Here is a 25997-nt window from a genome sequence, read left to right on the forward strand (position 1 = left end):
GCGGATCTCCTTCGGCTCTGTCCGGGATGTCAGTCGGCGAGTGAGGCGGTGGCGCTGAACCACAGGTGCGACAGGGGCGCGGCGGGCTCACGGATAGCGGCGCGCACGAGGGCGACCAGGTCGTCGGCGAAGGCGGTGACCGTCGAGGCGTCGAACATCTCGGTGCGGTACTCCACCGACGCCTGCAAGGCGCCCGGCTCGGGGCCTTCGACGACGGACCAGGCCAGATCGTGGCCGGCCGTACCGGTGGCGGCGGTGAGACGTCCCGCCTCCTCACCCGGCCACCGCACGGCACCGACCTCGACGCCGGCCGCGGAGCCGAGCTCCGTGGGCAGGCGGTGATGGGCGTAGACGACGTCGAAGAGCGGTGCCCGCCCCGGCTCTTGAGGCACCCCGACCGCGCGGACGATATCGGCGAGCGGCACGTCCCGGTGGCTCTCCGCGTCGGCGACCACTCCTCGGATCCGCTCGGTGAGCCGGTCGTAGGAGGGGTCGTCGGCGAGCGCGACGCGCAGCGGCAGGGTGCGCGCGAACGGGCCGATCAGTTCGTCCGTCCCGGGCCGCTCCCGGCTGTCTCCCGTCTCCCCCACGGCCGGGCCCGGCACCGTGGTGAATCCGAGGACCGCCTCCTCCGTCTCGGCGCGCAGGGCGAGGAGCGTGGCGATACCCGCGAGCAGCCCCTCCCGGGCTCCGGCCCGGCTCAGTTCGACGGCGAGTTCCTCCGGAACCCGGAAGGTGTGAGCGGCGCAGGCACCCGTACCGGCGAGGGGGCGCGGCCGGTCGGCGGGCAGGCCGGAGGCGCGCAGCCCGTCGAGGGTGTGCTTCCAGTGATCGAGGCGGCCGTTGAGCGGAGCCTCCATCAGTGGACCGTCCACCAGCGGATCGTCCTGCCCGCGCGCGTACTCCTCGTACCGGACCGGGAGTTCGGGCAGACGCGCCGTGTGTCCGCGCAGCCGCGCGCCGTAGAGGGCGAACAGGTCCCGGAAGAACACACCGGGCTGCCCTCCGTCGTAGGCCGCGGGGTGGGTGGTCACCACGAGGATGTGCTCGGTGCGGCCCGTGGTGATCAGCAGCGCGCGCAGCGGGCGGCCCGCGACCGGGGCCAGGGGCCGCCGCCCTTCCGCCAGCGCGAGTTCGCGTGCGGCGGCCGCTGGTGCGTCGCGGCCAGAGGTGTCGACGGCGGTGAAGAAGTCGCCGCGTACCGGGCGCAGCACCGCGTGCCGCTCGGCCAGTTCCTGGAACGCGGTCCGCAGCCGCGCGCCGTCCACCTCGCCACGCAGCTCCACGCAGACGCTGACCGGATCTCCGGAAACGGCGGGTGGGGCCGGGAGGTCCGGGGCGGCGGACTCGACGGCGGTCGGCGCGGTGGCAGCCGGCTCGACGGCGGTCCGCTCGATGGCGGTCGACTCGGTGGCGGTCCCCTGGGTGGGGGCCGGCTGTACGGGGATCTCCCCGTACAGGGTGTCCTCATCCGCCGCGACAGCACGCAGCAGCTCCGTCAGCGACGCCGACAGCGCCTCGACAGTACCGGCGTCGAAGAGCTGCGTGGCGTACTCGATCACCACGTCGAGGGATTCCTCGCCCGCCCGCTCGGCGACGACCACCGTGAGGTCGAACTTGGCCGTGCCCTTCGGCAGTCCGGGGAAGTAGGGACCGGTGTCCTCGTGTCCGGCCGGACCGAACAGGTCCTCGCCGAACGCGAGGCCCGCCGGCAGCGTCTGGTGGACGTACATCACGTCGAAGATCGGGTTCCGGCTGGGATCGCGCTCCGGTGCGACCTCGCGCACGATCTTGTCGAACGGGATCTCCTGATGATCCAGCGCGCCGACCACCACACCGCGCACCTGGCGCAGCAGCTGCCGGAAGGTCGGATCACCGGAGAGGTCGGAGCGCAGGGCGATGGTGTTGTTGAAGAAGCCGAGCAGGCCCCACAGTTCGGGGCGGCTGCGGCCGATGGTCGGCGTGCCGATCACGACGTCCCGTTGACCGGACCAGCGCGCGAGCAGCACTTTGAGGCCGGTGAGCAGCACCATGAAGAGCGTGGCGGTCTCCCGGCCGCCCACCGCCCTCAGTCCGTTGACCAGTTCGCCGGGGAGGGTGAACCCGTGGGACGCTCCGGCGAAGTCCATGCGTGTGGCACGCGGCCGGTCGGTGGGCAGTGCGAGCGCCGGGGGATCGCTCAATCGCCCGCGCCAGTAGTCCAGTTCGCCGTCGAGCCGCGAGCCCTCCAGCAGTTCCCGCTGCCAGCGCGCGTAGTCCCGGTACTGCACGGGCAGCGGATCGAACCGGTGTACGCGGCCCTCCAGCCGGGCCGTGTAGAACGTGAGGAATTCCTTCATCTGGATCTGGGGCGCCCAGCCGTCGTTGACCGCGTGGTGCATCGCCCAGCAGAAGAGATACTCGTCGGGCGCGAGCCGTACCAGCGTCACCCGGACCAGCGAATCACGGGCGAGGTCGAACACCCAGCCGGTCTCGGCCCTGATGACCGCGCGCGCCGCGGCCTCGGGGTCCGGGTCGGCGGAGACGTCCTCGTACCGGAAGAAGTCGCCCAGCTCCGGGCGGATCACCAACCGCGGTCGCCCGTCGGCCTCGACGAAGTTGGATCGCAGGGTCTCGTGCCGCTGTGCGAGATCCTCCCAGGCGAGCCGTACCGCGTCGGGATCCAGCGGACCGCGGTGCCGGGAGACACCCGGCAGGTTGTAGAGCGTGGTGGTCGGGTCCAACTGGTGGTGGAACCACATGCGTTCCTGCCCGTACGACAGCACCAGCTCGTCTCCGGGGAGGATCGGCGGCAGCCCGTGGCCGTCGTCCTGAGCGGGCACGGCCGACAGCTCCGGCCGTGTCCCCGTTTCCCGCGCGGCCTGCGGCAGCCGGGCCGAGAGGGCGTCCGAGAGGTCGCCGACGATGGGATGGTCGTAGATGTCGACCAGCTTGAGGTGGGCGCCGTAACGCCGTTCCATCTGCTGGACGAGCTGGAGCGCGATGACGGAGTTCCCGCCGATGGAGAAGTAGTCCGCGTCGGCCGGGACCTCGTCCGCGCGGAGCAGATCGGTCAGGGATTCCTGAAGCCAGCTCAGCACGGTCTGCGGGCCGGACGGCGCGGTCGGACCGGGCTCGGACGAGAGCGCGGGCGCGGCGGGTACGGGCGCGGGTACCGGGGCCTCGGGGACGACGGGTACGGGGGCCGGAACGGCCCTGGGCTCGGGGACACGGACAGGCGCGGCGGCGGGCGCCGGGGGCGCCACCGCCTCGGTGGCCGTCGTCGTCGGCGCGGCGGCTCCGAACCCCTCGAAGGAGATGATGTCGCCCACGGGCCGCGCCCAGCAGCGGACGCCCCTGAGCCGGTGGCCGGGCAGTGGGACCCGGCGGCCGACGCCGCCACCCCGCCCACCGGCGGCCGCCGCCAGTGCGGACCAGTCGGGATCCCATCGCAGCTCGTAGAGCCGGGCCAGCACGTCGAGCACCCCGTCCGCGCCGGAGTCCAGGGTGAGGACCGAGGCGCCGGGGCGGCCGTGCAGATACTCCGCCAGCCGCTCGCCGAGCTCTCCACGGGCCGCCAGTTCCACGAAGACGACGGGACCGCCCGCGATCTGTTCGTCCGCCGCCGCCCGCAGCTGCTCCAGCCGGAGCGCGTTACCGGCCACGGCCGGGTCCTGGCCGCTCGTCGCCCGCTCCAGCGCCGCGGTGTCAGCGGGCGTCAGGGTGTTCTGGAGATGCCGGACGGTATACCGGGACATCCCGGAACTCATCAGCCCGTCGGGGGCCACTCCGGCCCGGGTGAGCCGGGTGTACGCGGCGAGCTGGCCGCGAACCATCGCGGCGCGGTCGGCCGGTACGGGCAGCCGCTCGGGCAGCGGGTCCGGGCGCGGGTCCGTCTCCGGCGCCCGGCTGGGGTCGGCGTCGCCGGAGAACAGGAACACAACGCGGGGCGCGGCGGCGAGCCGGGCCTCGGTCCGGCCCGTCCGCGGGGACGCCGCCGTGTCCGGGGTGTCCAGCCGCTGCCAGGTGGCCTCCGCGGCCAGTCTGACGGCGAGTTCGGTGGTCCGGCGGGCCACCGCGCCGACACGGTAGGGGTGGTGCTCCCGTCCCTCGTTCAGCGTCCTGGCGATATCGGCCAACGGCTGTGTGCTGTGGCGCAGTTCGAGCGAGAGCCGTTCGCACAGGGCGATGAGCTCGGCGGGCGTACGGGCGGAGACGCCGACCAACCGCGCCTCGTCGGTACCCGGTCCTCCACCCGCGCCGTTGGCCGCGCCGTCGCCGGCGTCCGCCGCCCGCCATACGGATGTCGGAGGCGCCTGCTCCACCACACAGTGCGCGTTGACGCCGCCGAGGCTGAACGAGCTGACACCGGCGCGGCGCACCTCGTCGCGCCAGGGCAGGACCGACGTCACGACATCGAGGCGGGCACCGTCGAGATCGACCTCGTCCGCCGCCCGTTCGAAGTGCAGCGAGGGGTACAGCTCACCGTGCCGCACACTGAGGATCGTCTTGACCAGCCCGGCGATCCCCGCGGCGTGGTCCAGATGCCCGAGGTTGGTCTTCACGGAACCGACCGGGAGGATGCGCCGGTCGCCGGGGCGGGCCAGCGCCAGTCCCTCCGCCTCGATGGCGTCGCCGAGCCGGGTGCCCGAGCCGTGTGTCTCGACGTACCCGGCCGTCCCGATGTCCAGAGCAGCGCTGCGCCACGCCTTGCGGATGACCTCCGCCTGGGACCGGGCGCTCGGCGTGCTGATGGTGGCGGAGTGCCGGCCGTTGTGCCCGACGGCGCTGCCGCGGATCACCGCGTGGATGAACGCGCCGTCCGCCATCGCCCGTTCCAGGGTGGTGAGCAGCAGGACCGCGCCCCCCTCACCGCCGCCCGCTCCGTCCGCAGCGTGGTCGAACGCCCGGGACCTGGCGGTCGGCGAGCTGATGCCGGGGAAGGCCGCCACAGTGGCGGCGGGGGCGATGACATGACGCAGGCTCACACCCCCGGCCACCGCGTACTCCGCGTCGCCGTCACGCAGTTCCCGGCATGCCTGGTGTACGGCGACGAGCGATCCGTTGCAGCCGGTGTCGACGCCGTAACAGGGCCCGGTCAGCCCGAAGATGTGGGAGATCCTGGCGGGCAGTATGCAGGGGACGTTGCCGATCATGCTCAGCGTGCCGTGCTCGCGGACCAGCGGCGCGTAACCGTTGCTCGGGGAGCTGAAGATCACGGCGGTCTGGCTGTCGCGCAGACCCGAGGGGGCGTATCCGGCGTTCTCCAGCGCCTCGTGGGTGAGTTCGAGGGCGAGCCGGTGCTGCGGGTCGGTGACCTCGGCCTCGCGCCGCGACACACCGAAGTATTCATGGTCGAAGAGATCGATCCGGTCCAGATACCCCAGCTCCGGGTAGTCCGCGGAGGGGTCCAGACAGGTGGACTCGACCCGCTCGGGCGGTATGGGGCGCACCGAGTCGACGCCGTTGAGCAGATTCGCCCGGAACGCGTCGAGGCTGTCCGCCTGCGGGAGGCGCGTGGCGATCCCGATGACCGCGACGGCCGGCCTCGCCCGCGTCGTACCGTCGTCCCGCGTCGCGCCGGTCCGGTACGCCGTACCGTTCTCGTACGCCGCGTCGCTCCCGTACGCCGTGCCCGTCCCGCTCATGTCGCCCTCCCGTTCATGCGGCACCCTGCCTTCACAGCTCATAAGCGGTCGGGGGTGTGAGGTCTTCTCGCCTGGCGTCCGCGTCCGCGCCCACGCCCACGCGGCTCGTGATCGCCTCCGCCTGGGCGGAGATGGTGATGAGGTCGAACAGTTCTCCCATGCGCAGCACTCCCGGCCACCGCTGATTCAGCCGCGCGTGCAGATCGATGATCTTGAGGGAACTGCCGCCGACCGCGAAGAAGTTGTCGTCGGGCCCGGTGTCGGAGTGTCTGAGTACGGCCGCCCAGATGGCGCCGACGGTCCGCCGGTGGCCGGTCCACCCCTCCCAGGGGGAGTCCTCGCCCGTCCGGCCTTCGAGCCGCCCGTCGACCTGATCCGCGCCCGCGCCGCCCTCGGGCCCGCCCGCCGGGACGCAGTCGCGCAGCAGCGCCGTCCGGTCGGCCTTGCCGCTGCTGTTCAGCGGCATCCGCGCGACCGGCACGAACACGGTGGGCACGGCCTGTTCCACCAGATGTCCGAGGCAGTGCCGACGCAGTGCCATTCCGCCGGGCGGCGTGACCTGGGGCCCGGCGGGCGTGACGAAGGCCATCAAGCGCGGCTCGTCGTCCTCGGCCGGTTCACAGACCACCACCGCCTGGCCGATGGCGGGATGGCGCTCCAGGACGCTCTCGATCTCGCCGAGTTCGATACGCGTGCCGCGGATCTTCACCTGGAGATCGGTTCTGCCGTGGTAGTGGATCGCTCCCTGTTCGTCGACGAGGGCGAGATCACCGGTGCGGTACAGGCGCGCTCCCGGCCGGCCGAACGGGTCGGCGACAAACCGCTCGGCCGTTCTGCCCGGCTGTCCGGCGTACCCGAGGGCCACGAACGCGCCACCGATGTACAGCTCGCCCTCCACCCCGGCCGGTACCTCGCGCAGCCGGTCGTCCAGTACCCATGCCTCGGCGCCCGGCCAGGGCCGGCCGATGGGGATCCGCGGCCGGGAAGCGTCCGGGTCGGGTTCGACGGTGCAGGAGATGATCGTTTCGGTGGGGCCGTACTCGTTCGCCAGTCGCACGCCGGGCAACCGTTCGTGGTGCGTACGCACCAGCTCCGGCGTACAGACCTCGCCCGCGACCACCACCAGCCGCAGGGAATCGGGGAGCAGTCGGCTCTCGTCCAGCAGCGCCCGGTAGTAGGAGGGGACGACGACGAGATGGGTCGCCCGGTGTGTGCCGGCCAGCCCGGCGAGTTCCTGAACCTGCCTCAGCTGCCGCAGATCGGGCAGCAGCAGGGTGTGGCCGTTGCGGAACGACCAGAACATGCCGCCGAGCATGCCGTCGAACGACAGCCGCATCGCCATGAGGAAGGTGGAGGGTTCGGTGCCGTAGACCCCGGCGCGGGAGCCGATGGACGCCGCGAGCTGGGCGCGGCTGACCATGACCCCCTTCGGGAGCCCGGTCGATCCCGAGGTGTAGACGAGATAGGCGGGGGCGTCCTCGGAGACCGGCGGGTACCCCTCGTCCACGTCCGCGACGCGCGCACCGGTCTCGATGAGGTCGGGTATCCGGAGTCCGGCGGCATCGAGCCGCTCCGGCGGGTTCACCAGGCCCGTCATGGCCGGGTCGTCACCCGTGCTCAGCACCACCGCGCAGTCGGTGTCCCGGAACAGCGCCCGTACGCGCGAGGCCGGCAGGTCCGGTTCGAGCGCGGCCCAGGCGGCGCCGATCCGCAGGGCGGCGAGTACCCCGATCACGGCGAGGGCGCTCTGCTCGACGCGGATGCAGATGACCCTGCCCGGCCGTGCGCCGCGCTGCCGCAGGAGCCGGGCGAGCCCGGCCGCGGCGTGGTCGAGTTCGCGGTAGGTGAGGACCGCTTCCCCGATGATGAGGGCGGTGGTCTCCGGGGAGCGGGCGGCTTGTTTCCGGAAGGCGGCCAGGAGCGACCCGCGTTCGGCCGGCATCGCCCCCTGTTCCGCCACGATCGGCCTCTGTTCGGTCGCGGTCGGCCCCTGTTCGGTCGCAGTCGGCCTGTGTTCGGACGCGGTCGGCCCCTGTTCGGTCACGGTCGCGCCCCGGGCCCGAGTCCCAGCGGCTCCGTCGCGGTCGCTCGCGTAGCTGTTCACCACCGTGGTCTCCCCCTTCTCACTCCGCGCCAGTGATCACACGGGTATGGCTGTGGTGCTCCGGAGCCGGACGGTCCCGGTCGATCGCGAGCACCAGGTGGCCGTCCTCGGTGGCCACCTGCCGATAGCCCGCGAACCGGAGCGTGACGAGCATGTTCCGGTTGACGTCGGTGGGTACGAAGTGCGCGACGGGCCGGCGGCCCTCCGACAGCGCCTCCCGGACCAGATGGTTGAGGAGGACACCGCCCACTCCCCGTGAGGCGACCCGGCACGACATCAGCATCAGCCTCAGGACCGAGTCCCCGGGCGTGAGTTCGGTGACGGCCAGGCCGATGATCCCGTAGTCACCGAACCGGTCGCTGAGCCGTGCCACCCGCACCTGATGGTCCGGCGAGGCGCTGAGCGCCCGCAGTTCGTCGGCGTCGTATGTCAGGCCGGTGCTGTTGAGCTGATGGGTCCTGACGGTCAGTTCGCCGGCCCGCGAGAGATCGTCCTCGGTGGCCGGGCGCAGCCGCATGACCAGGTCGAGCGAGGCGAGGAAGGCCTGCCGGTCCTCACCGAACTCCTCCTCGGCCTCACGGCGCCGCCACTCGGTGCGGTAGAGCGCGCGCCGCCGGGACGCCTCCTCGGTGACCTGCTCCGGCTGGAACTCGGCGCGGTCCGGGAGCCGGCCGACCTCGTCGGCCGGGTAGCAGCGGACCATGGGCAGCGCCGCCTCGACCTCGGCGCGCTCCGCCGGGTCGTTGTCGACGAACGCGAGGGTGTCCAGACCGATGTTGAGGGTCTCGGCGATACGGCGCAGCGCGCCGGACTTGGCACCCCAGCCGACCTGCACCGCGCAGAACCAGTCGTCCAGGCCGTGTTCCGTCAGATGGCGGGTGACGGCGCTGTGTTCGCTGCGGCTGGCGGCGGCGTGCAGGATGCCCCGCTTGTCCAGTGCGCTCAGGGTCTCCAGCGCCTCGGGGAAGGGCTCCGGGTCGTCGTTCTCCAGTACGACCCCGTCCCACAGCGTGTCGTCCAGGTCCCACACCAGGCACTTGACGACGGGGGCGGTCCGCGGGGCGCGCGTCGGGGCACCTCGGTCCGGTGTCATACCGGCTCCCCGGGGCGTCGCGTGCCGGAGACGGGCGGAGCGCCGAACTGACGCAGGAGGCGATCGGCTATGTGAAGTTCGGACACGTGCTGCGCTCCTTCGATGATCTCCATGACCTTGGCGTCCCGGAAGTGGCGTCCCGGTCTGCTGTCGGGCTCGCAGCCGGCCGAGCCGAGGATCTGTACGGTGTCGCGGCTGACCGAGGCCGCGGCAGCGGCGGCCGCGTACTTGGCGACGATGGTCTCCGTGACGCCCCTGCCCGCACCCGGCACGCGGAACTCCGCCGCCCGGCGGGCCAGTTCACGCGCGCCGGCGGTCCGCACCCAGCAGCGGGCCAGCAGGGACCGGACCAGTTGGTGGTCGGCGAGCGGCACACCGCCCTGGGAGCGGGCGGCGGCATGCGTGGCGGCGTCGGCGACACACGCCTCGGCCATGCCCACGCATCCCCAGGCGACCGTGAAGCGGCCGTGGTCGAGCGCGGTGGCCGCGACATGGGACAGCCCGAGACCCGGTGGGGCGACGAGATGGCTCCTGGGGACCCGCACCGCGTCGAAGGTCACATGCGCGATCCGTGCGGCGCGCATACCGAGCTGGCCGGTCACCGGCTCCCGGCTCACGCCCGTACGGTCCGCCTCGACGAGCACGGTGGCGAGCTTGCCCCGGCTCTTCCCCAGGACCAGGAAGACATCGGCCACCTCACCGAAGGTGATCCATTTCTTGCGGCCGCTCACCTCGATGTCCGCGCCGTCGCGGGAGTCCTCGATCCGGGTCTCCACGGCCCCGAGCGCGCTGCCGGCCGCCTGCTCGGTGGCCGCGAAGCCCGCGGTCAGCTCACCGCTCGCCAGTCTCGGGAGCCAGTCGGCACGCTGCTCCCGGGTGCCCCAACGCGCCAGCGCCGCCGCGACCATGCCCTGCACGGTCAGCAGCCCGCGCAGGGCGCTGCACACCCCGCCCAGGTGCGCGGCCGCCTCGCCGAGCGCGGCGGGGCCGAGGCCCGCTCCCCCGTACCTCCGGGGCAGGTCGGCGCCGAGCAGGCCCGCCGAGGCCATGTCCTTCCGTACGGAGTCGGGCAGTGCGCCGGTGCGGTCCCAGTCGGCCGCCGGACCGCGTGCCCCGGCGGCGAGTTCGGCCGCCGCGCGTATCAAGGACCGTTCCGCGCCGCCCGGTTGTCCGTCCTCCGGTCGGCCCCCGGCGGTCGGCGCGTCGTGCGTCAGGGTCTCGGCCGGCGGCCCGGCTCCGGGCGGCGCGGCGTCAGGCACCCTGGTCATGGGTTTCCGTCAGCCGGCCGGCCCCGGTCTTGCGGAGCACGAATTCCGTGATGCGGGTGGCCGTGCGGAAGCTGTCCAGGTCGAGGTCCTCCACCTCGACGGTGAACGAGAAGCGCTCCTCGACGAAGGTCACCAGCTCCAGCGCGAAGAGCGAGTCCGCGAGGCCCAAGGCGAAGTAGTCGTCGTCCGGGCCGATCGGCCGGCGGAGCGCCGCGGTCAGGAACTCCGTGACCTCTTCGGTGATGCCGTTCACGCCACACCCTCCTGTGGTCCTATCTCGACCAGCAGCAGACTCCAGGCGGCTACCGGACTGGCATTGAGCAGTACGACGCGGTCCCCCGTGGCGAGTTCCTTGCGCTCCAGGGCCGTGTAGAGGTTCAGGAAGACATCGTTCGAGCCGAGGTGCCCGTAGCGCCGGAGGTTCTCCCGGCAGACGGGCAGGATGTCGATGCCGAGGGATTCCTCGGTGAAGGTGAAGCTGCCCGCGGACAGGTTGTGGCTGAGATATCCGCGGATGTCCGCCGGGCGCAGGCCATTGCGTTCCAGGACCTCGCGCAGCATCGCCGAGAGCGTGCCGCGTGTCTCCATGGCGAGCCGGAACGAGTAGGTGGCCGGGTCGCCGCACTCCTCGCGCCACTGCGCGGTGGGCCGGTCCCGGTACTTCACCTGGAAGAGGTCCCAGTACTGGCCGTTGGTCCGCTGCGCGATGTCGAGGATCCGGACGGGACCGCGGCGGGAGAGCAACAGCGCCTGCCCGCCGTCGCCGTTGACCGTCACGGGGTGGCGGTAGCGCACCGCCGCGGCCGGTTTGCTGCCGTGTACGACCAGGACGTTGTCCATGGCGGTGTCCCCGGCCAGCAGGCCGCGGGCGGTGATCAGCGCGGCGCTGATCGAGACACAGCCGAGCCCGCCCACCGCGAGGGTCGTCGCCGCGCCGGCGCCGAGCAGATGCTGCAGCCGGGTCACCTCGGAGCTGAGCAGGGTTTCCGGTGCCCGTGATTCGACCATGATCAGGGCCCCCAGCTCCCGGGCGTCCACCCCGGAGCGGTCGAGCACACGGCGCGCGGCGCGCTCGCAGAGGTCCACCGCGCTCACCCGGTCGTCCGCCCGTACGGTGTCGATCCCCAGGCTGCCGCGGGTGCGGAGTTCGGTCTCGTCCCGTGCCGCCAGTCCGGCGACCGGCACGACCGGTTCCGGCAGGTACCAGGCGGCCTCGCGTACGGCGAGCGGTGCCGTGTCATCGCGGGCGGCTCGATCGGTCACGCGCTCTCCCTCTGGGTCCTGGGCGGCAGGGAATCCTGGGCTTCTGAGCATCGGCGCTGTTCGGCACGGGAGTTGGGGAGAGCGGCGGGGACGGACCACGGGCTGTGTTCGCCGGACCGATCACCACACCGTGCGGTCGGATGTAAGCACCGACCCAACCCCGGGTCATATGACGCAGGTCACACAGAAATGAGGAACGAGATCGTCCATTTCCTGACATACATCACGCCCGACCATGACATCCGTCATCCGGGGCCAGGACAGCCCCCTTTCGCGCACGCACCCGCGAGGGGCGGCACTTTCCGGCACACACACCATTCCGGCCCGCGACTGTGACCCAAATCACTTCTGGGCGATTTGGCTGTGGCTGAATGCTCACCCTTCCTTCGGGCGCCGGCCCGCCTTCACGGCCGGCGCGTCGCCTTCTCCTCCGAGCGCGACGGGGACGACGTGACCGGCACTTCGTACAACTCCCGGCCTCCGGACACCCGTTCCGGTGAACCGGCCCGGTTCACCGATGAACCGGTCTTCGCGACCGAGGGCGAGGACGTCTCCCCGCGGCCGCCGCCCCGGACCCCCGACGGCGCGCCGTCCCATGCGACCGACAGGCGCGCACGGATCCGGCGTCCGGGAAGAGCGCCCCGGCCGACACCGTGCGGGGCGAAAGAAATCCTCCGTGGACTATGGACCGGAGGGAACGTGTCCGTTTACCTTCTAGACATGCCTGGACAGGTACACAAGCATCATCGCATCGCCCGCGTTCTCGCCGACGAGATCCGCGCCGGCGTCCACACAGACGGCAGCAGGCTGCCCGGGGAGCACGCGCTCACCGAGCGCTTCGGCGTCAGCCGCACCACCCTGCGGCAGGCGCTCCAGGTCCTCGGGGAGGAGGGGCTGATCTCCACCCACGCGGGGATCGGTTCCTTCGTCACTTTCGACGGGACGCCGCTGGACAACCGCCTCGGCTGGACCCGGGCGCTCGCCGAGCAGGGCACCGAGCTGACGACCGAGACCCTCCGCCTGGAGGAGGTGACCGACCGGGAGCTGGCCGCGGAGCTGGGGCTCGCGTCGAGTACGTTCATCGCCCTGGACCGGGTCAGACGTCTCGCCGACGGACAGGGCGTGTCGCTCGAACACAGCAGGGTTCCCGCCACCGGTGACCTCTCCGGGCTGCCGGAGCGCGGACTCGACGGCGGCTCGCTCAACCGGGCGCTGATCGCCGCGGGCCGTATCACCGACTCCGGCGAGGGCCTGGTGTCCGTCCGCGGGCTCGACGCGGCGGAGGCCGCCGTACTGCACCGCTCCCCGGGCGAGTCCTTCCTGCGGCTCGCCCAGGTCTACCGGGCCGCCGACGGCTCGGTCGTCGAGCAGGTCACCAGCCTGCTGGACCCCGCCAGGTTCGAACTGCACGTCCGCTCGGGCCGGGGAGGCCGACTGTGACCGACCGACTCGACCGCGCCCTCGGCGCGTACTACGGACTCGCCCTCGGCGACGCCCTCGGCATGCCCACGCAGGTGATGTCCCGGGAGGACGTCGTACGGGTCTACGGCACCCTCACCGGCTTCGAGCCCGCCCGTCCCGACAACCCGGTCAGCGCGGGCATGCCGGCCGGCTCCGTCACCGACGACACCGACCAGGCCGTCATCGTCGGCCGGCTGATCGACGAGGGCCATGGCCGGATCGACCCGCTGCGCCTCGCCCATGAGCTGCTCGACTGGGAGAAGGAGATGAAGGCCAAGGGTTCCTTCGACCTTCTCGGCCCGTCCACCAAGGCCGCTCTGGACGCGGTGGCCCGTGGCGTACCGATCCAGGAGGCGGGGAGGTACGGCACGACCAACGGCGCCGCGATGCGCGTCACCCCGGTCGGGATCGCCTTCGCCGTCGAGCCGCTGGAATCCTTCCTCGACCATGTCGTGGAGTCCTGCCAGGTCACGCATGACACGACTGTCGGGATCGCGGGCGCGGCGGCCGTCGCCGCCGCCGTCAGCACGGGTGTCGGCGGAGGCACACTGGGGGAGGCCGTCGCCGCCGCGGTGGCCGCCTCCCGGGCGGGCGCGCGGCGCGGGCACTGGATCGCCGGAGCCGATATCGCCTCCCGGATCGAGTGGGCGTGGGAGCTGGTACGGGACCTCCCGGAGGCCGAGGCCCTGGACCGGATCTGCGCACTCATCGGTACCAGCGTGGCCAGCCAGGAGTCGGTGCCCGCCGCCTTCGCGGTACTCGCCGTGGCCGACGGCGATCCATGGCGCGCCACCCTCCTCGCCGCCAACCTCGGCGGCGACAGCGACACCATCGGCGCCGTCGCGGGCGCGATCGCCGGGTCGGTCGCCGGGCTCTCGGCACTGCCGGCCGAGGCCGTCCGGACGCTCCGTACCGTCAACTCCCTTGCCCTGGAACCACTGACCGCCCGGCTGCTCGCCCTCCGCTGAGCCGCCCCGAGACCCCTGTACGCCGCGCGGACCCCCGGGTCCCCGGCCCCAGGGCCCCGCTCCTCCGTTTTCGCCACCCGTCCCTTCGCACCTTGCTAGGAGGTTCCGTCATGGCCGCTTCGAAGACGAACGATCGCGTCGGTGCCATTGAGACCCGAGGGATCGAACCGGTCCCCGACAACGAGCGGCACGGCCAGGCCGGCCAGATGTTCTGGACCTGGTTCGCCGCCAATATCAGCATCCTCGGGCTCCCGCTCGGCGCGACCCTCGTCGCCTTCCGCGGCCTGAACATCTGGCAGGCGATGCTCGTCGCCGTCGTCGGCGCCTTCGGCTCCTTCGCGCTGGTGGGGGCCCTGAGCCTGGCGGGCAAGAAGGGCGGCGCTCCGGCGCTCACCCTCTCCCGCGCGGTCTTCGGGCAGCGGGGCAACGCGGGTCCGACCCTGGTCACCTGGCTGAGCCGGGTCGGCTGGGAGACGATCACGACGACCACCGCGGCGTACGCGCTGCTCGCGCTGCTCGGCATCGCGTTCGGAGTCGACCAGAACACCGTGCTCACGCTCGTCTGTCTGCTGGTCTTCATCGCCTGCACGCTGCTGATCAGCGGTCTCGGCCACGCCACCATCATGTGGATCAACAAGTGGGCCACGGTCGTCTTCGGCGTCCTCAATCTGATCGTGATGGGCTTCCTGGTCGCCACCGTCGACTGGACCAAGGTCCTCGACGCCCCGACCGGTCCGACCAGCGGTGTGATCGCGGGCATCGGCTTCATCGCGGCGGGTACCGGGATCGGCTGGGCCAACGCGGGTGCGGACTACGCCCGTTATCTGCCCCGTGATATTCCGGGCAGGCGGCTGATCGTGGCCTCGGCGTTCGGCGCGGGCATCCCGCTCGTGCTGCTGATCTCGCTCGGCTCACTGCTCGCCGCGGGCGATCCGACGCTCGCCACGGCCTCCGACCCGGTCGCCGCCATCAACGCGATGCTGCCCTCCTGGATGGCGATCCCCTATCTGATCGCGGCCTTCGGCGGACTGCTGATGTCGAACCATCTCTCCACCTACTCCGCCGGGCTGACGATGATCACTCTGGGGCTGCGGGTGCCGCGCCCGGTGGCCGTCGCCCTCGATGTGGTGCTGATGTTCGCCGGCGGTATCTACTTCATGCTGATCGCCGACGACTTCTACGGCCCCTTCTCCACCTTCCTGACCCTGCTGGCGGTACCCATCTCGGCCTGGATCGGGGTGATCGCGGTGGACTCGCTGCGCGGGCGTACGTACGACTCCGAGGCAGTGATGGACACCACCCGCACCAGCCGGTACTGGTACGCGGGCGGCTTCCACCTGCCCGCCGTCCTCGGCTGGGCCGCCGCCATCGTGGCCGGTCTGCTCTTCACCAAGGCGTCGACGAGCGAGACCGACGTCTGGTTCGCGGGCCCGCTCTCCGACACCTGGTTCGGCGTGAACGGGCTGGGCTGGGCGATCTCGATGGCCGTCGGCGCGGCGGTGTACGCGCTGTTCGGCCGCCGTACCGGCGCCGCGACCGGCACCGCGAACGAGGCCGTCTCCCCCGCTCTCCAGGAGGCCGGACATTGAGCGGCCGTCTCGTCCTCGCCGGGAACGTCATCGCCGATCTGGTGATCGAGGTCCCCGCGCTGCCCGAACGCGGCGGCGACGTCATCGGCACACGTACGGAACTGACCGCGGGCGGCGGTTTCAACACCCTGGTCGCGGCCCGCCGTCTCGGTACGGAAGCGGTCTTCGCCGGGCTGCACGGCACGGGACCGTACGGCGATCTCGTACGCGAGGCGCTCGCCGCCGAACACATCGCGACGCTGCTGCCCGCCCGTACCGACGGCGACACCGGCTTCACCGTGGCCCTGGTCGACGGCGGCGGCGAACGTACCTTCGTCACCAGCTTCGGGGTCGACGCGGAGCTGACGCGGGCGGATGTCGACGTGGTCGCCGCACGGCTGCTCCCCGGCGATGTGGTGCAGCTCTCCGGCTATGGACTGGTGATGCCGGTCAACGGCCCGCTGCTGTCCCGCTTCGCGGCGGGGCTGCCGGCGGACATCACGCTCTGTTTCGACCCGGCGCCGCTGGTGGCCGACATCCCCGAGGCGGTGCTCGCCCCGGTCCTGGCCCGTACGGACTGGCTCAGCGGCAACGCCCGCGAGGCCCGGCTGATGTCCGGCCACGAGGATCCGCGCACGGCGGCCGCGGCGCTGCGGGAACGGCTGGCTCCGGGCGCGGGTGTGCTCGTACGGGCCGACAAGGACGGCTGCTGGCTGGCGGCGCCCGGTGAGGCGCCGCGGCATGTGCCGGGGTTCCCGGTCGACGCGGTCGACAGCAACGGGGCGGGGGACGCGCATGTCGGCTCGTTCCTGGCCCTGCTCAGCCAGGGCCAGGACCCGCTGACGGCCGCGCGCGGAGCCAACGCGGCGGCGGCGTACGCGGTGGGGCGCCGCGGCCCCGCCACCGCGCCGGACCGTACGGAACTGGCGGCGTTCCTGGACGGGGATCCGCTGGCGGAGCGGCTGTTCGGCGCGGCGGGCCGCTGACACGGCCGGCCGCTGACGGCCGGTTGGCTACGTCTGGGCGGGCGCCGTCGCCGTGGCGCATGCCGGGTGACCCCAGCCGTCCGGGTTCTTGGCGATCGGTTCACCGGCGGCGTAGGAGCGCCCACAACGGCAGCGACCGGGGAACTTGGCGTTGAGCGTCCTCTTCGGGTTTCCCGGGGTGCGCTGCCGCGACGGGGCCGCCTTCGCCGAGGCTCCCGAGCCCGCTCCCGAGCCCGATGCGCGGCCTCGGGACCCGCCGGAGCGTACGGTGTCGGGCGCGGTCGGCGGCTCCGGGGAGTCGTACGCGCTGCCCGCGGCCTCCTGCGCGATCGCCGCCTGGCTGGCGGCACGGTCGGCGAAGTCATTGAAACGGTCGCCGTTCACCTGGTGCGCGGGCACGTACCGGAACTCCACCGAGCGCCCCGTGAGCAGCGCGTCGATGCGGACGACCAGTTCCTGGTTGGCCACGGGCTTGCCGGCGGATGTCTTCCAGCCCTTGCGCTTCCAGCCGGGCAGCCAGGTCGTGACCGCCTTCATGGCGTACTGGGAGTCCATCCGGATCTCCAGCGGGACACTGGGGTCGGCGGCCGTCAACAAGCGCTCCAGCGCGGTGAGTTCCGCGACGTTGTTGGTCGCCGTGCCCAGCGGTCCCGCCTCCCACTGTACGGAGGTACCGTCACCCTCGGCGATGACCCAGGCCCAGCCGGCGGGCCCGGGATTTCCTTTCGACGCCCCGTCACACGCGGCGATAACGCGTTCAGCCATGTCACCGATCATGCCAGTGCCCCGCGACCCGCCGAGCACCGCACCCTCGTCCCGCCCGCCGGCCGAGCCGCTCGTCCCTCCGGGACGGACTCCGGCAGAGCTTGAGCCGTGCTCCGGTCGCGCTTCGGTCGTGCTCCGGTCGCGTGCCGCGATCAGACTCCGGTCAGTCGCAGGACGACCTTGCCCATGGCGTGCCCACCCTGGCTGATCTCGTGGGCCTTCGCCGCGTCGGCGAGCGTGAACTCCGCGGCGATACGGACCCCGAACTTTCCCTCGTCGGCGAGGCGGGCGGCCTTGGCCAGGGCGTCGAACGCCGACGCCCTGGTGGTGATCCGTACGCCGTGCTCGGCGGCGGAGAGGTCGGCGACAGTCACCACCGTGTCGGGGGAACCGGTGATCGCGACAAGATCCGGCAGGGCTCCCTTGCCGACGGTGTCGAGCGCGACATCGACCCCGTTCGGGGCCAGGGCGGCCACGCGCTCGGGCAGCCCCGGTCCGTAGGTGGTGGGCTCGGCGCCGAGGGAACGCAGATACGCGTGGTTGGACTCACCGGCCGTGCCGATGACGGCGACCCCGTCGGCGAGCGCGAACTGCGCGGCGGCGCTGCCCACCCCGCCCGCGGCACCGTCGATCAGCAGCGTCTGTCCGGAGGACGGGCCCAGGATCCCCAGGGCGCGCGACGCGGTCTCGGCGACGAACGCGAGCCCGGCCGCCCGGGACCAGTCCAGCGAGGCGGGCTTCCGGGCGAAGTGGTCCAGGACGGCGAACTCCGCGGAGGTCGCGGTGCCGAGCCCGAACACCTCGTCCCCCACGGCGATCACGTCGACGCCCTCGCCGACCTCGTCGACGACACCTGCCGCCTCCCTCCCGGGGATGGCGGGCAATGTCTGCGGCATCAGATCCTTGAGCTGCCCGGAACGCGCCTTCCAGTCGACAGGGTTCACCCCGGCGGCGTACACCGCGATGCGGACCTGTCCGGGACCGGCGTGCGGTTCCGGCATGGTGGCCACCCCGAGAACCGACGGGTCGCCGTACTCCGCGTACTCCACTGCCAGCATGTCTGCGCGTCCTCTCGGTCCGATCCCGTCCTCCCCCACCCCCACTCTGTGGCACACCTCTGTGCGGCACATCTCGCGGAGCGGCCGTTCGGCCACCCGAACGTCTCGTACGGACAGGGCTCAGGAACGGCGCGCGGTGGCGCCGTCCAGAGCCGCGGTGAGTCTGCCGAGCGTCCGGTGCAGCGCGGTGAGTTCGCCCTCGTCGAAGCCGGTCGAGGCGAGAACCGTCTCGGGCAGCACCCGCGCGCGCCGCTTGAGCGCGGCACCCGAGGTGGTCAGACGGACGCTGACCGAGCGCTCGTCGCTGCGGCTGCGCTCGCGCACCACGAGTCCGGCCGCTTCCAGCCGCTTGAGCAGGGGGGAGAGGGTCCCGGAGTCGAGACGGAGGGCGAGGCCCAGTTCCTTGACGGTCAGTACGTCGTGCTCCCAGAGGGCGAGCATCGCCAGGTACTGCGGGTAGGTGAGGCCCAACTCCCCGAGGAGCGGCCGGTAGAGCGCGTCGAACGCGCGGGAGGCCGCGTGCAGCGCGAAGCACACCTGACGGTCCAGGCGCAGCAGTTCCTCCGAGCCCGCCGGCCCGCGTCCCGACGGGAGGGGGTATGCCGCCGCGCCTTCCAGGGGTGTGTCCGCTGAGCGATCCATGAGGTCATCGTACTCTTCAGTTGTGCACAATTAAATTGCGCTATGCTGTTCTTGTGGGGATCGGCCGGCGGCCCCGTCGCCGACCGCATCCGCAACCATGCCTCGCCACTCCACTCCCGAGGAGAACCGATGACCACGACGCACTACACCGCCATCGCCACCGCGAACGGGCGCGACGGCCGGGCCGTCAGCTCCGACGGTCTTCTGGATGTCCAGCTGGCGCCGCCGCGCGAAATGGGTGGCAGCGGCAAGGGCACCAACCCCGAGCAGCTCTTCGCCGCCGGCTACGCGGCCTGCTTCGCCAGCGCTCTGGGCGCGGTCGGCCGCGCGGGCGGTCATGACACCAAGGACGTGTCCGTGACCGCCGAAGTCGGCATCGGCGGCGATGTGGCCTCGGGCTTCGGACTCTCCGTCGTCCTGCGGGTCGAGCTGCCCGAGCACCTCGAAGGCCCCTTGGGCCAGGAACTCGTCGACCAGGCCCACCAGGTCTGCCCGTACTCCAACGCCACCCGCGGCAACATCCCGGTCGAGCTGGTCATCGAGTAACAGCCCGGCCGCGTCCCCTCCGCCCGGACCGGGCGCGCCGCCGCCCTATGGCGCGGCGGCGCGACCGTACGGGTCATGGCTTCCGGCGGTCCAGCCACGCGCGGGTCTGCGCCGTGGCCAGGGCGATCAGGTCCCCCTGGGCCACATTGAAGTCCATGGCGTGCAGACCGGTCAGTCCGGCGGGCGCGGGGGCGGGGAAGTACGAGAGGTCCCCGCCGACCTGGAGCCAGTCGGCGCTGACCGTTCCGTCCGTGGCATGCGTGCACTCCCCCGTGAGCGCATCGGGATGGCGGGCGAAGCCCGTGGGCAGGTCCGGGAGACGGTAGCCGTTCAGGGGCAGCGCCAGAGGTCCGTTCGGCAGCAGTGCGTTGCCGCCGATCAGCCGCCGGGTGGGCAGATACAGATCGAGCGGTACGCGGGCGTCGGCCGCCTCGCCGCGCAGCAGCGCCGCCGGGTTGACGCAGACCACGCGGTGGCCGGGGCTCGCCGTTCTGCCGATCACGGCGGGCAGTGAGCCCCCGGGCAGGGAATAGGTTGCGTACGAGACCACGCAGCCGGTGGGCAGCGGGGCGCCGGCGGGGCGCCGGCAGGCGGGGATGTGCTGGAACGTCGACGCGGGGTCGGATCCACCGCCCGCGTCCCGGCCCTCGGGCACCTCGACGTTCCCGCCGAGCAGTGCGGCGGCGACGAGTTGTCGCCGTACCCCGGGGTGGTCGTCGACCCGTTCCCGCATCAGTTCGGTGGCGACTGCGGTGCCCTGGGAGTGACCGAGGATGACGACCCCACGGCGCTCGCCGGTCTTCGGGTCGCGGTTGTCATGGGCCCAGTAGTCGTCCCAGGCGCCTCGGATGTCCATGGTGGCCGTGGTCAGGTCGGCGCCCGAGCCCACGACGATCCCCGCGAGCAGAGCCGGCAGCGGTACCTGGCGGTAGACCGGGACGAACATCCGGCACAGTCCGGCGAAGCGCGCGCTCTGCATGAGCGTCACGGCTTGATGGACGTCCTGCGGCACCGGGGGCCGGCTGCCGGTCCGGAGCAGGGGGTTGGGCAGCAGGTCCACCGTCGGATAGGCGTAGAAGCAGTCCACGGGCGGCTTCCCGGTGACGGTGAACGGCTCGCGCTTCCCACTCGCGCCGACCGCGAACAGGGTGGCATCCAGGAGCCGGGTCCCACCGCTCGGGTAGCGGGTGACCAGCTCGGGGCCGGCCGGCTGCGGCATGCCCTCGGCGTCCTGCCCGCAGGGGTTGTTCAGCAGTCCCGGTCGGCACAGCCAGACGGTACGGTCCAGCGGCCGCGCGTCGAGGTCGGCGGTCGCTCGGGCCACTCCAGCCACTCGGGCCACTCCGGTCGCTCCGGTCGCCGGACTCGCTCGCGCGCTCGTGGACAACAGCACCATCTCGAGAACCGCGGCCACCGGAATCAGAAGTCTTCGCACTGCGTCCATACGAGACACGGGTGTTCCCTCCGATCGGCAGAGGCGCGCGGTCGCTGTCCCGGCGGGCCGGTCCGGCCCGTCTCTCTCACCTTGATCCCAAGGGACAGGCTTCACACCTCGGGTGGAGAGGATGGCGACAACCGGCCAACAGGATCGGCACCCGGCTGACGGCTCGGCACCACGTCCGGGCCCGGCTCGTGCCCCCGCTGGACGAGACCGCCCGTCTCACCCTCTACCTGAGGGTTGGCCCCGACGGTCTCGGGGAGCCGGCGACGGAGGACAGGAGGACAGCGGCGTCAGATGTCGAGCAGATTCCGCGCGGTGAAACCGAGCAGCCGCCGCGCCGCCGTGGTGTCGATGGGCGCGGTGCGTCCGGGCAGGGGGCGGCGCAGCGGGGTGGCGGGGTGGTAGCGGAGCAGGAGTTCCTTCGTGGGGAACGGAACCAGCGTCTCGGGGGCGCAGAGATGGACGGCGTGCGCTCCCGGTCCGGGCACGCCGAGGGCCAGCAGGGCGGCCCGCGCCGCGTCGCGCACTTCCAGATAGGTCCACAACTCCCGTGCCCCGGCGGCCGGATCCGCGGTGAGCCGGGCGGCGCGGGCCCGCAGCCGGTCGTCGAACCCGCCGACGAAGGGGTAGCGCAGACAGATCACGCTCATGGAGTGGCGTCGTGCCATCGTCCGGGCTGTCAGCTCGTCGGTCTGCTTGGAGAGCCCGTAGGCGTCCGCCACCTGCGCGGGCATCGCCTCGTCGACCGGGAGGTAGGCGGGGTGCGGATGCGGCTCGTCCGTCCAGGGCAGACCCGTGACACCGAACGAACTGGCGAGCGCGGTACGGCGGATTCCGGCCCGTCCGGCCTCTTCCAGCACGGTGAACGTGGCAAGGGTGTTGCCGCCGAAGACCTCCCCGGCGCTGTGGTGAACCGGGGAGGGGATGGCCGCGAGGTGGATGACCGCGTCGGCGCCGTCCAGCGCGGCCCGTACGGTCGTCGGATCGGTGGCGTCACCGGTGACCACCAGCCGCGCGGGGAGGTCGCCGGGGTCCTCCAGTACCAGCGCGTTGGCCTCGATTCCCCGCTCGGCGAGCAGGGCGAGCAGCGCGCGTCCTATCCGCCCGGCCGCGCCGGTGACCATCACCCTCGTCACCATGTCTGAACTCCCGGTCCGTAGGCGCGGACGGCCACCGATATGCGCGGACGCGGCGCCGTTGGTCGCCCCGACGACGATCCTGGCCGCCGACAGGGTGACCGGCTCCTGGAAAGCGTGGATCCGGCGGCGCCGGTTGTCCGGCGTACGGGTGAGGTTACGCCGGGGCCCATCGCCCCGGCGTGCCTCGATCCGGTGGTCGCGCAGCAGCGTGGGAAGCGCGTCGAACGGCGTTCGCCTTCACCAACTGGCAGGAGCGGGCCGTACGGCGTCGGGTGTCACGCGTCAGGTCAGCAGCTCGGCGAGCCGGCGCCACTCGGCACGCGGCAGGGCTCCCGGCGCCCCCGAAGCGCTGTCGCCCGTGACGATCTGGAGAGCGACATGGTCGGCGCCGGCCACGTGGAAGGCGTCGATACAGTCCCGGATCCGGGCCGCGTCGCCCCACGCGTAGACGGCGTCGATGAGCCGGTCGCTGCCGCCGCCGGTGAAGTCGTCCTCGGTGAACCCCAGCCGCAGGAAGCTGTTGGTGTAGTTGGGCAGGGCGAGATACCGCGCGAGATAGCCGCGGGCCGTGGCGCGGGCGGTCTCCGGATCGGCGTCCAGGACGACCTTCAGCTCAGGTGCGAGCAGGGAGTCGGGGCCGAGGAGTTCACGGGCCTGTGCGGTGTGTTCGGGGGTGACGAGGTACGGGTGCGCGCCGCCCGCGCGGTCACGGGAGAGTTCGAGCATCTTCGGCCCGAGGGCGGCCAGTACGATCCGCCCGGCCGGCATTCCTGCCGCGTCCAGCGCGTCGAGGTAGCCGACCATCGCCGAGTAGGGGCGCCGGTACTGCGCGGCGAGCTTGGCGTGGCTGGCGCCGAGCCCGAGCAGGAAGCGCCCCGGGTGCCCGGATTCCAACGCCAGGAAGCGGGCGGCCGCATCGGCGGCCTCGTACTGCCAGATGCTGAGGATGCCGGTGGCGACGGTGAGCCGGGAGGTGGCCTCGACGAGCGGTACCGCGTGCTCGACACCGCTGCTGCCGCCCAGCCAGACGGCGCCGAAGCCGAGCTCCTCCAGTTCGGCGGCGGCCTCGGGAATCTCCCCGCGCAGGGCGACGTCCTCCGAGCGGAGTTCCGCGCTCCAGATCCCGTAACGGCCCACGGATTCCCGCAGATTCACCATCGTGTCGTCTCCCGCGTGGACTCGAATCCAGTAACGACCGTGCCTACCCGGATCCCGCGCGGCCTATTCCTGATGCTTGCCCGGTTCCCGAGGCTTGCCGGGTTCCCGATGCTTCCGAGGGCTTCTGGAGCGCGCGGGAAAGGCTCTTCCCCGGAGACCCGGGGACGGGGTGGCGCTCCCGTCATCATCACCGGCCGGGGCGGCGCCCGCCTCGCCCGCGCCGCCGAACAGCTCAACGTGTCCCCGGAAGCGGGACCGGGCCGCTCACTGTCCGGGCCACCCGCCCTCCGTCGCGGGCGAGGCGCGTTGTACAAGGCCATCGCCCCTGGGCGGTTCGCGCTCCCGGCGGCAGGCGCCGGTCAGCTACCGGTGGCGGAAGGCGCCGCCGCTGCCGCGGCCCGGCGGGGCGTTTCGGACTCCGGCGCCTCGGGCACGTCCGGCACGGGTGGTGGGCGAAGCGATCCTCGCGTCGGGCGGCACCATCAGCCATCACCATGGTGTGGGTACCGTGACGGGTACGCCAGGGAGATCGGCCCTCTCGGCGTCGAGGTCCCCCACGCGGTGAAGGACCGCCTCGATCCGTCCGGCATCCTCAATCCCGGCATCCTTCTGCCACCCGTGCGGTCCCCGCCCACCGGAGCGTAGCCATGCGACAATTCACGGCGGTCGTCAACCCGAGCGCGGGAGGCGCGAGATCGGCGGCGGCCCTCACCCCCCTCGCCGGACTGCTGCGTGAGGCCGGCGCCGAACTCGAAGTCGAGTACAGCCGCAGTCTCGGTCACGCACGGGAACTGGCCCTGGGAGCCGCCGGACGGGGCCGGATCGTGCTGGGCGTCGGCGGTGACGGCCTGACGGGCCGCGTCGTCGGCGCTCTCGCGGGGACCGACGCGGTCGGCGGGATCGTGCCCGCCGGTCGTGGAAACGACTTCGCCCGTGCGGTCGGGCTGCCCGCCGAGCCGGCCCGGCTCGCCGAACTGCTCCTGCACGGCGAGCCGAAGGCGACGGACGTCATCGAGGTCGAGTCGGCCGTTCACGACCGCGTGCCCGTCCTCGGCAGCGTCTACGCCGGTGTCGACGCGCTGGCCAACCGCCATGCCAACCACAGCCGTCTGCTGCGCGGCGCCGCCTCCTACTACGCGGGAGGGATGCGCGCCGTAATGGGCTGGCGCCCGGCCGGATACCGCGTCACCGTCGACGGCACCCTCCATCACCGCAGAGGATTCACCGTCGTCGTGGCCAACTCCGGCTACTACGGCTTCGGCCGGCGCATCGCACCCGCCGCGGCCGTGGACGACGGCCTGCTCGATGTCGTCATCATCCACCAGGTCTCCCGCCTGTTGTTCTTCGCCGTGATGAACGAGCTCAGGAGCGGCGGACACGTTCACCGGCGGCAGGTGGAGACCCTGCGAGGGCGGGAGGTGCGGATCGAGTGCGACCGGGACCTCCCCTACGGCGCGGACGGCGAGGTCGAGGGCGATCTGCCGGTCACGGCACGTGTTCTGCCCGGAGCCCTGAACCTGTTGTCCTGATTCGCCCCGACCCGACCTTCCCCGGCGAGCCCTGGGTGACGCGGTGCGGCCGCACTCCGCCCGCGCGACACGGCGATGGCTATGCTGCGGCTCCAAGCGCTCATACGAAACATTCGAACGAACAGAGCGCGGTGGTGGCGGCAAGGGGGCCAACAGTATGCGGGAGCCGGTCGAGCTCAGACGCCGGCGGATCCTGGCCGTGGTGCGGTCACGGGGCGCGGTCAAGGTGAGTGCGCTCGCCGCGGAACTGGATGTCTCGGTGGTCACGGTCCGGCGGGACATCGAGGAGCTGGCCCGCGCCGGGCGGCTGCGGCGCGGGCACGGCGTGGTCCGCCCGGTGGGGGCGGTCGAGGAGGTCACGGTCCCGGCACCCCGGGCCGGGGAGCCGGGGCGGGACGGCGGTCCGGTCGCGCTGGTGGTGCCGGAGCGGCATTCGTATCTGTACGAGGTGGCGTACGGCGCCCGGCCCGTGCTGGAGGAGGCCGGGATGCGTATCGCCCTGCATATCGCGCCGCAGGCACCGGGCGTGGAACAGCCTCTGGTCGAAGCGGCGCTGGCGGCCGGCGCGCGGGGACTGCTGATCGCCCCGAGGTGGCGCGACGCGGTCTCGGAGACGGCGGATTACGGCTGGCTGTCCGAGGTGGCGGTGCCGACCGTACTGATGGAGCGGCGGCCCCGGCCGGGCAGCGCGCTGCACGCGCTGGACTCGGTGTGTTCCGATCATTGGTACGGGACATATCTCGCGGTCGATCATCTTTTCGCGCTGGGCCACCGCCGGATCGTGCTGGCCGCCCGCGACGACAGTCCCACGGCGCGCAGCGTACGCCGCGCCTTCGCCGAGATCGCCGCCGCCCGGCCCGAGGTGGAGGACTGGTCGGTGGTTCTCAGCTCACCGGACGCGATGCCGGGTCCGGACCATGACGACGGCGCCCGCCTCGGCGAAGCTGCGCGTGACCGCGCCCCCCTCGACCTTGCCGCGCTGCTGGCCGAGCGCCGGGCCACGGCCGCCGTGCTGCACGGCGACGTGGACGCGCTGATGCTGGTGCAACGGCTCGCCGAACAGGGGGTACGGGTGCCGCGTGACTGCTCGGTCGTGGCGTACGACGATGTGATGGCGGCGCTGGGCAGCACCCCGCTGACGGCGGTGTCCCCGCCCAAGGCGGAGGTCGGGCGGGCCGCCGCCGAACTGCTGCTGCACCGGCTGGCCCGGCCGCTCGGCGCCGCCGGTCCGGTGCGCAGGATCGAGCTGCTGCCCACGCTGAGGGTGCGCGGATCGACACAGCCGCCGGTGTCCCGTCCAACCCCCACAGAAAACTGATCGTTTGACCGCTTCGAGTTTCTTCCGAGCGATCTATTGACCCTTTCCGATCAGTCGATCAGG

19 protein-coding genes and 1 pseudogene are annotated in these 25997 nt (G+C 72.3%); 8 read left to right on the forward strand and 12 right to left on the reverse strand.

All coding sequences use genetic code 11. The features are described 5' to 3' along the window. Nucleotides 1–29: 29 nt before the first annotated feature. The 6 genes from ACIRQP_RS18940 to ACIRQP_RS18965 are packed head-to-tail and all read right to left on the reverse strand — an operon-like array spanning nucleotide 30 to nucleotide 11355. Nucleotides 30–5627 carry a condensation domain-containing protein gene (locus ACIRQP_RS18940; RefSeq protein ID WP_403891059.1) on the reverse strand — a complete coding sequence of 1866 codons (5598 nt, stop codon included), beginning with the start codon at nucleotides 5625–5627 and terminating at the stop codon, nucleotides 30–32. A 31-nt stretch (nucleotides 5628–5658) separates the two neighbouring features. After that, entirely contained in the window at nucleotides 5659–7731 is a 2073-nt protein-coding gene (locus ACIRQP_RS18945; RefSeq protein WP_403891062.1) for a non-ribosomal peptide synthetase, read from the reverse strand. 19 nt (nucleotides 7732–7750) lie between these two features. Beyond that, on the reverse strand, nucleotides 7751–8824 hold the full coding sequence (locus tag ACIRQP_RS18950; protein ID WP_403891064.1) for an HAD-IIIC family phosphatase: 1074 nt from the start codon (nucleotides 8822–8824) through the stop codon (nucleotides 7751–7753). Continuing rightward, entirely contained in the window at nucleotides 8821–10092 is a 1272-nt protein-coding gene (locus ACIRQP_RS18955; RefSeq protein ID WP_403891067.1) for an acyl-CoA dehydrogenase family protein, read from the reverse strand. The genes ACIRQP_RS18950 and ACIRQP_RS18955 overlap by 4 nt, the downstream gene beginning before the upstream one ends. Beyond that, on the reverse strand, nucleotides 10076–10345 hold the full coding sequence (locus ACIRQP_RS18960) for an acyl carrier protein (protein WP_382519213.1): 270 nt from the start codon (nucleotides 10343–10345) through the stop codon (nucleotides 10076–10078). The genes ACIRQP_RS18955 and ACIRQP_RS18960 overlap by 17 nt, the downstream gene beginning before the upstream one ends. Beyond that, the gene (locus ACIRQP_RS18965; RefSeq protein ID WP_403891070.1) at nucleotides 10342–11355 is read right to left on the reverse strand and encodes a 3-oxoacyl-ACP synthase III family protein; all 1014 of its coding nucleotides are present in this window, start codon (nucleotides 11353–11355) and stop codon (nucleotides 10342–10344) included. Before ACIRQP_RS18965 ends, ACIRQP_RS18960 begins: the two co-directional genes overlap by 4 nt. 720 nt (nucleotides 11356–12075) lie before the next feature. Between ACIRQP_RS18965 and ACIRQP_RS18970 the strand changes: the two genes are divergently transcribed. The 4 genes from ACIRQP_RS18970 to ACIRQP_RS18985 all read left to right on the forward strand — a co-directional run bounded on the left by ACIRQP_RS18970 (nucleotide 12076) and on the right by ACIRQP_RS18985 (nucleotide 16338). Then, complete coding sequence (locus ACIRQP_RS18970; RefSeq protein WP_403891073.1) at nucleotides 12076–12795, forward strand: GntR family transcriptional regulator; 720 nt, start codon at nucleotides 12076–12078, stop codon at nucleotides 12793–12795. Continuing rightward, entirely contained in the window at nucleotides 12792–13784 is a 993-nt protein-coding gene (locus ACIRQP_RS18975) for an ADP-ribosylglycohydrolase family protein (protein WP_403891075.1), read from the forward strand. The genes ACIRQP_RS18970 and ACIRQP_RS18975 overlap by 4 nt, the downstream gene beginning before the upstream one ends. A gap of 110 nt (nucleotides 13785–13894) precedes the next feature. Further along, nucleotides 13895–15373 (forward strand): purine-cytosine permease family protein, encoded by a 1479-nt coding sequence (locus ACIRQP_RS18980; protein WP_403891077.1) that lies wholly within the window; start codon nucleotides 13895–13897, stop codon nucleotides 15371–15373. After that, a complete protein-coding gene (locus tag ACIRQP_RS18985) occupies nucleotides 15370–16338 on the forward strand; it encodes a PfkB family carbohydrate kinase (RefSeq protein ID WP_403891081.1) in 969 nt (322 codons plus the stop codon). Before ACIRQP_RS18980 ends, ACIRQP_RS18985 begins: the two co-directional genes overlap by 4 nt. 27 nt (nucleotides 16339–16365) lie before the next feature. Here the strand turns inward: ACIRQP_RS18985 and ACIRQP_RS18990 are convergent, their stop codons facing one another. The 3 genes from ACIRQP_RS18990 to ACIRQP_RS19000 all read right to left on the reverse strand — a co-directional run bounded on the left by ACIRQP_RS18990 (nucleotide 16366) and on the right by ACIRQP_RS19000 (nucleotide 18803). Beyond that, entirely contained in the window at nucleotides 16366–17115 is a 750-nt protein-coding gene (locus ACIRQP_RS18990) for a ribonuclease H (protein ID WP_403891084.1), read from the reverse strand. Nucleotides 17116–17255: 140 nt separating this feature from the next. After that, complete coding sequence (locus tag ACIRQP_RS18995; RefSeq protein ID WP_403891087.1) at nucleotides 17256–18161, reverse strand: NADP-dependent oxidoreductase; 906 nt, start codon at nucleotides 18159–18161, stop codon at nucleotides 17256–17258. Between the two features lie 120 nt (nucleotides 18162–18281). Next, on the reverse strand, nucleotides 18282–18803 hold the full coding sequence (locus ACIRQP_RS19000) for a MarR family winged helix-turn-helix transcriptional regulator (RefSeq protein WP_403891089.1): 522 nt from the start codon (nucleotides 18801–18803) through the stop codon (nucleotides 18282–18284). A gap of 129 nt (nucleotides 18804–18932) precedes the next feature. On the opposite strand from ACIRQP_RS19000, the gene ACIRQP_RS19005 reads away from it, so the two are divergent. Continuing rightward, a complete protein-coding gene (locus ACIRQP_RS19005) occupies nucleotides 18933–19349 on the forward strand; it encodes an organic hydroperoxide resistance protein (RefSeq protein ID WP_403891092.1) in 417 nt (138 codons plus the stop codon). A 73-nt stretch (nucleotides 19350–19422) separates the two neighbouring features. Here the strand turns inward: ACIRQP_RS19005 and ACIRQP_RS19010 are convergent, their stop codons facing one another. The 3 genes from ACIRQP_RS19010 to ACIRQP_RS19020 form a co-directional block, all read right to left on the reverse strand. Beyond that, entirely contained in the window at nucleotides 19423–20673 is a 1251-nt protein-coding gene (locus ACIRQP_RS19010; RefSeq protein WP_403891095.1) for a DUF3089 domain-containing protein, read from the reverse strand. A 407-nt stretch (nucleotides 20674–21080) separates the two neighbouring features. Beyond that, nucleotides 21081–21929 carry an NAD-dependent epimerase/dehydratase family protein gene (locus tag ACIRQP_RS19015; RefSeq protein ID WP_403891098.1) on the reverse strand — a complete coding sequence of 283 codons (849 nt, stop codon included), beginning with the start codon at nucleotides 21927–21929 and terminating at the stop codon, nucleotides 21081–21083. A 282-nt stretch (nucleotides 21930–22211) separates the two neighbouring features. Beyond that, on the reverse strand, nucleotides 22212–23087 hold the full coding sequence (locus tag ACIRQP_RS19020; protein ID WP_403891101.1) for an LLM class F420-dependent oxidoreductase: 876 nt from the start codon (nucleotides 23085–23087) through the stop codon (nucleotides 22212–22214). A gap of 451 nt (nucleotides 23088–23538) precedes the next feature. Here ACIRQP_RS19020 and ACIRQP_RS19025 point away from each other — a divergent pair. The 3 genes and pseudogenes from ACIRQP_RS19025 to ACIRQP_RS19035 all read left to right on the forward strand — a co-directional run. Next, nucleotides 23539–23732 (forward strand): annotated as a pseudogene (locus ACIRQP_RS19025) (FAD-linked oxidase C-terminal domain-containing protein); the annotation flags it as partial. A 2-nt stretch (nucleotides 23733–23734) separates the two neighbouring features. Further along, nucleotides 23735–24616 (forward strand): diacylglycerol/lipid kinase family protein, encoded by an 882-nt coding sequence (locus tag ACIRQP_RS19030; protein ID WP_403891104.1) that lies wholly within the window; start codon nucleotides 23735–23737, stop codon nucleotides 24614–24616. A gap of 157 nt (nucleotides 24617–24773) precedes the next feature. Beyond that, nucleotides 24774–25934: a substrate-binding domain-containing protein gene (locus ACIRQP_RS19035; RefSeq protein ID WP_403891107.1), complete on the forward strand. Its 1161-nt coding sequence runs from the start codon at nucleotides 24774–24776 to the stop codon at nucleotides 25932–25934. The last annotated feature ends 63 nt before the right edge of the window (nucleotides 25935–25997 follow it).

Origin of the sequence: Streptomyces sp. NPDC102274 (assembly GCF_044766385.1) — a bacterium.
GTDB lineage: Bacteria > Actinomycetota > Actinomycetes > Streptomycetales > Streptomycetaceae > Streptomyces.